The sequence below is a fragment of the Brevundimonas sp. genome, from assembly GCF_031082345.1.
In the GTDB taxonomy this organism is placed as follows: Bacteria; Pseudomonadota; Alphaproteobacteria; order Caulobacterales; family Caulobacteraceae; genus Brevundimonas.
On sequence record NZ_JAVHLH010000205.1, the window covers coordinates 1 to 5,106 of the forward strand.

Sequence of the window (5,106 nt, forward strand, 5' to 3'; positions counted from 1 at the left end):
CCGGCTGCCTGAAGGCCTTCAGTGGAGAGCGGGCGAGGCATCAGATCTGCTTCCTTCTCTCCGATGAATCCCGTGTCCACGTCACCTGCGACGAACTGCGGATGATCGAGGCAACGCTTCAGGAATGCCGCATTGGTGCGGACGGGCCAGACTTCGACCTCTCCACAAGCCTCTGCAAGGTCGGCCGCGGCCTGATCGCGGTTGTTCCTGTGCACGATGATCTTCGCGATCATTGGGTCGTAGAACTGACTGACCCGCCCTCCCTGCCGGACCCCGGTGTCTATCCGGACATCCGAGGCCTCGTATGGCGACCGGTCTCCCGGCATGAGGAAATGCTCCAGTCTGCCGATGCTGGGCAGGAAGCCGTTGGCCGGGTCCTCCGCATACAGCCGCGCCTCCATGGCCCAGCCGTTCAGGGGGATGTCGGCCTGTTTCAGCGGGATGGGCTCGCCGGCGGCGACGCGCAGCTGCCATTCGACCAGGTCGACGCCGGTGATGGCCTCGGTGACCGGGTGTTCGACCTGGAGCCGGGTGTTCATCTCCATGAACCATATGCGGTCGGCCGTCAGGCCCTCGGAGGCGTCGGCGATGAATTCGATGGTGCCGGCGCCCTCGTAGTTCACCGCCTTGGCGGCGCGGACGGCGGCGTCGGTGACGGCCTTGCGGGTGGCGGCGTCCATGCCGGGGGCGGGAGCCTCCTCGATCACCTTCTGGTGGCGGCGCTGGAGGGAACAGTCGCGCTCGTGCAGGTGGACGACGGTTCCGTGGCTGTCGCCGAACACCTGCACCTCGATGTGGCGCGGGCGGGTGATGTATTTCTCGATCAGGACGCGAGGGTCGCCGAACGACGACTGGCCCTCGCGCCGGGCCGAGGCGAGGCCGTCGGCGAAGTCTTCGGCGCGCTCGACCTTTTTCATGCCCTTGCCGCCGCCGCCGGCGACGGCCTTGATCAGCACCGGATAGCCGATGGCGTCGGCTTCCTTCTGCAGGCGGTCCAGCGACTGGTCCTCGCCGAGATAGCCGGGGGTGACGGGCACGCCGGCCTCGATCATCAGGGTCTTGGCGGCGTCCTTCAGGCCCATGGCGCGGATGGCGGCGGGCGGCGGGCCGATCCAGACGAGGCCGGCGGCCATGACCGCCTCGGCGAAGTCGGCGTTCTCGGACAGGAAGCCGTAGCCGGGGTGGATGGCCTCGGCGCCGGTGGCCTTGGCGGCGGCGAGGACTTTCGCGGCGTCGAGATAGGACTCGCGGGCCGGGGCGGGGCCGATCAGGACGGCTTCGTCGGCCTCGCGGACGTGCAGGGCCTTCGCATCGGCTTCGGAATGGACGGCGATGGTGCGCAGGCCCAGGCGACGGGCGGTGCGGAACACGCGGCAGGCGATCTCGCCGCGATTGGCGACCAGGACGGATTTGAACATGGGGCTTTTCTAGAGGGGCGAGGGGCGAGAGGCGAGGGGCGAGTTTCGACCGTGACGCCTGCCCCCTTCCTCGCCCCTCATCCCTCGACCCTATTCCGCCCAGCGGGGTTTGCGCTTTTCGAGGTAGGCGCGGACGCCTTCCTGGCCTTCGTCGGAGACGCGGGCGTGGGCGATGCGGCGGGCGGTGTCCTCCATCAGGCCGTGGTCGATGGGTCGCCCGGCGACGTCGTTGACCAGCCGCTTGGCCTCGCCGACCGCGCCGGGGGCGCAGGCCTTCATCGAATCGGCGAAAGCGGTGACGAAGCCGTCGATCTCGTCGGCCGAGCCCAGCACATGGCTGACCAGGCCGAATTCCTTCGCGGCGGCGGCGTCGAAGCCGTCGGCGGTCATGAACAGGGCCCGGGCGGTGCGGGCGCCGACGGCCTCGACCACATAGGGGGCGATGGTCGCGGGGATCAGGCCCAGCTTGACCTCGGAGAAGGCGAAATGCGTGCCCTTGACCGCCACGGCCATGTCGCAGGCGGCGACGATGCCGGCCCCGCCGCCCATGGCCGCGCCCTCGACGAGGGCCACGGTCAGGGCCGGGACGTCGTGCAGGGCCTTGAGCATCTTGGCCAGGCCCATGGCGTCGGTGCGGTTGTCGCCCTCGGACCAGCCGGCGGCGTCGCGCATCCAGCCGAGGTCGGCGCCGGCGCTGAACGTCCCGCCCGCGCCGCGGATGAAGACGACGCGCACATGGTCGGCGCCCTGCAGGGTCTCGAACGCCTCGTAGAGGGCGGCGATGGTCGGGGCGTCGAAGGCGTTGCGCTTGTCGGGTCGGTTGATGGTGACGAACACCACCCCGTCCGTCGTCGAGCGGATCTGCACCAGCTCGTCATTGGCGTCAGGCGCCGGATCGGCCAGCAGCGGGTGGGCGATGGCGTTGATCTCGGCCGCCTCGCCGGGGGTGACGTCGAGGGCGTTGAGGTCGGCTTCGGTGGGACGGGTCATGGGAATCTCCAGCTTGGTCGGAAGCGCCGCCGCGGAAGGGGCGTTCCACCTCGCGCAAGGCCTCATTGTCCCGATGCCGCCTCCGAAGGCAACCGATGTCGCGGGTGTTCACCATATACGTCAACGCCGCCCACACGGGTGGTTGGCCAGACTGGTCCGGCGTGACATCCCCACGCGGTCGACCCGGTCCCCGCCGTGACGCAGCCTGCCGCCCCGGACACGCTTCAACTGTCGGAATTGCTGGGCGCGCTGAGCTGCGCCCTGGACATGACCGAGGGCCAGCCCGTCGGCCATTCGATGCGCTGCTGCTGGATCGGCATGCATGTCGGCCAGCGGCTCGGACTCGGGCAAGAGGCGCTGTGGGAGCTGTACTACGTCCTGCTGCTGAAGGACCTGGGGTGCAGCAGCAATGCGGCGAAGCTGGCCGACTTCTACGGCGCCGACGATCTGGCGTTCAAACGGTCGTTCAAGACCATCGGTCCGAGGGTCACGGACGCCATCGACTTCCTGCTGGGCAATGCGGCGCAAGGCCTGGCCCCGATCGCGCGCGCGAAGGCTCTCGTCCACATCTTCAGGCACACGGGGCGGGTGTCGCGCGATCTGATCGAAACCCGCTGCCACCGCGGCGCCGACATCGCGCGGCGGCTGCGCTTTTCCGAGGCGGTAGCCCAGGGCATCCAGCATCTGGACGAGCACTGGGACGGCGGCGGCCTGCCGGAGGGTCTGGGCGGCGAAACGATCTCGCTCTACGCTCGGGTCGCCCTGCTGGCGCAGGCGGTCGACGTGTTCCACTCCGAGGGCGGACGGGACGCCGCCCTGGGCGAAGCCCGGCGCCGCGCCGGCGCCTGGTTCGACCCGCAGCTCGTCGAGGCGCTGGAAGCGGCCGCGGCTGACGAGGCGTTCTGGAGCGGGCTGGCCTCGCCGGCGCTGGCGGAGGCCCTGATGATGATGGAGCCGGTCCAGACGCGGCTGACGCTGGACGACGACTGGCTGGACGACATCGCCGCGGGCTTCGGCCAGGTGATCGACGCCAAGAGCCCTTACACCAGTGGCCACAGCACGCGGGTGGCGGCCTATGCCGACGCGCTCGGCGAGGTCCTCGGCGTGGCCCCCGAACGGCGGCGGTGGCTGCGACGGGCGGCCCTGCTGCATGACGTGGGCAAGCTGGGCGTATCCAGCACCATCCTCGAAAAGCCGAGCCGGCTGGAGAGCGCCGAGTGGTCGGCGATGCAGGGTCACGCCGGGAAGACGCAGGAAATCCTGTCGCGGATCGGCGCCTTCGACGAGCTGGCCCGGGTGTCCTCGGCCCACCACGAGAAGCTGGACGGCACCGGCTATCCGCTGGGCCTGCGCGATTTCCAGATCAGTCTGGAGACCCGCATCATCACCGCCTGCGACTTCTTCGACGCCCTGACGGCGGACCGGCCCTATCGCGCGGCCCTGCCGACGGCCAAGGCGCTCGACATCATGCGCGGCGAAGTCGGGCGGGCGGTCGACCCGCGGGTGTTCGAGGCGCTGGAGCGGCTGGTCGTGGATCGCCCGGAGCTGATGGCGGCCTGAGGTCGGCCGGACCGGAGCTTGAGCCCTTCCGCGGTTCCGGCGGATAAGGGGCGGAGCAAACGGAACACGGAGATCCTGGCATGGCGACCAGCGCGACCGACCGCATCCGCCGGACCAGCGTGGCCAGCGTCCATGTCCACTATGTCGCCAAGGCGGAGCGGAAGGGCCGGACGCGGGCGGACGTGGACGAGGTCATTCGCTGGCTGACGGGCTATTCGCAGGCCCAGCTGGAGGCGCTGCTGGCCGACGGGACGACGTTCGAGGAATTCTTCGACCGGGCGCCGGCGATGAACCCGAACCGGTTCCTGATCACGGGGATGATCTGCGGCTATCGGGTCGAGGAGATCGAGGACCCGTTCATGCGGGAGCTGCGGCACCTCGACAAACTGGTCGACGAGGTGAGCAAGGGCAAGGCGATGGAGAAGGTGCTGCGGGCCGGGTGACGGCTTGTCATCCCGGAAAGCGCGCAGCGCTTGTCCGGGACGAAGGGCGCCGTTGCGGCGGGCTCCCGGAAATCGCCCGCGATTGTCCGGGAGACAGGTCGCCATCGCGCGGACTTGACCTGTGGCCCGGATAGCTGCTGGCGCAGCTTCCGGGCCGATCAAATTTTGACCAATCCGTCCCGGCTCTCCGCTTCGCTTCGGCCGGGATGACAATCGGCGCTACATCCTGAAGACGCCGAAGGTGGTCTCCGGGATCGGCGCATTCAGGCTGGCGCTGATGGCCAGACCCAGCACATCGCGCGTCTGCACCGGGTCGATCACCCCGTCGTCCCAGAGGCGGGCGGTGGCGTGGTAGGGGTTTCCCTCGTCCTCGTATTTCTGGCGCACCGGGGCCTTGAAGGCCTCGGCCTCCTCGGGCGTCCAGGTGTCGGCGTCGCGGTGGACGGTGGCGAGGACGGCGGCGGCCTGTTCGCCGCCCATGACGCTGATCCGGCTGTTGGGCCAGGTGAAGAGGAAGCGGGGGCCGAAGGCGCGGCCGCACATGCCGTAGTTGCCGGCCCCGAAGCTGCCGCCGATCAGGACGGTGAATTTGGGCACCTCGGCCGAGGAGACGGCGGTGACCAGCTTGGCGCCGTTCTTGGCGATGCCCTCGGCCTCGTATTTGCCGCCGACCATGAAGCCCGAGATGTTCTGCA

5 protein-coding genes are annotated in these 5,106 nt (G+C 69.4%); 2 read left to right on the forward strand and 3 right to left on the reverse strand.

The window, feature by feature from the left end:
* Together RDU12_RS12140 and RDU12_RS12145 are read right to left on the reverse strand one after the other, a co-directional pair.
* Positions 1 to 1,418 (reverse strand): biotin carboxylase N-terminal domain-containing protein (locus tag RDU12_RS12140; protein ID WP_308684826.1); only part of this gene is annotated, 1,418 nt, incomplete at its 3' end.
* A gap of 90 nt (positions 1,419 to 1,508) precedes the next feature.
* Positions 1,509 to 2,408 carry an enoyl-CoA hydratase-related protein gene (locus RDU12_RS12145; RefSeq protein ID WP_300290479.1) on the reverse strand — a complete coding sequence of 300 codons (900 nt, stop codon included), beginning with the start codon at positions 2,406 to 2,408 and terminating at the stop codon, positions 1,509 to 1,511.
* Positions 2,409 to 2,603: 195 nt separating this feature from the next.
* Between RDU12_RS12145 and RDU12_RS12150 the strand changes: the two genes are divergently transcribed.
* Together RDU12_RS12150 and RDU12_RS12155 are read left to right on the forward strand one after the other, a co-directional pair.
* Positions 2,604 to 3,968 (forward strand): HD-GYP domain-containing protein, encoded by a 1,365-nt coding sequence (locus RDU12_RS12150; RefSeq protein WP_300290477.1) that lies wholly within the window; start codon positions 2,604 to 2,606, stop codon positions 3,966 to 3,968.
* 80 nt (positions 3,969 to 4,048) lie between these two features.
* Positions 4,049 to 4,411, forward strand: coding sequence for a DUF2200 domain-containing protein (locus RDU12_RS12155; RefSeq protein ID WP_300290474.1), 363 nt, complete (start codon positions 4,049 to 4,051; stop codon positions 4,409 to 4,411).
* Between the two features lie 219 nt (positions 4,412 to 4,630).
* On the opposite strand, the gene RDU12_RS12160 is transcribed toward RDU12_RS12155, so the two are convergent.
* The coding region (locus tag RDU12_RS12160; RefSeq protein ID WP_308684829.1) for a carboxyl transferase domain-containing protein at positions 4,631 to 5,106 on the reverse strand (476 nt) is incomplete at its 5' end.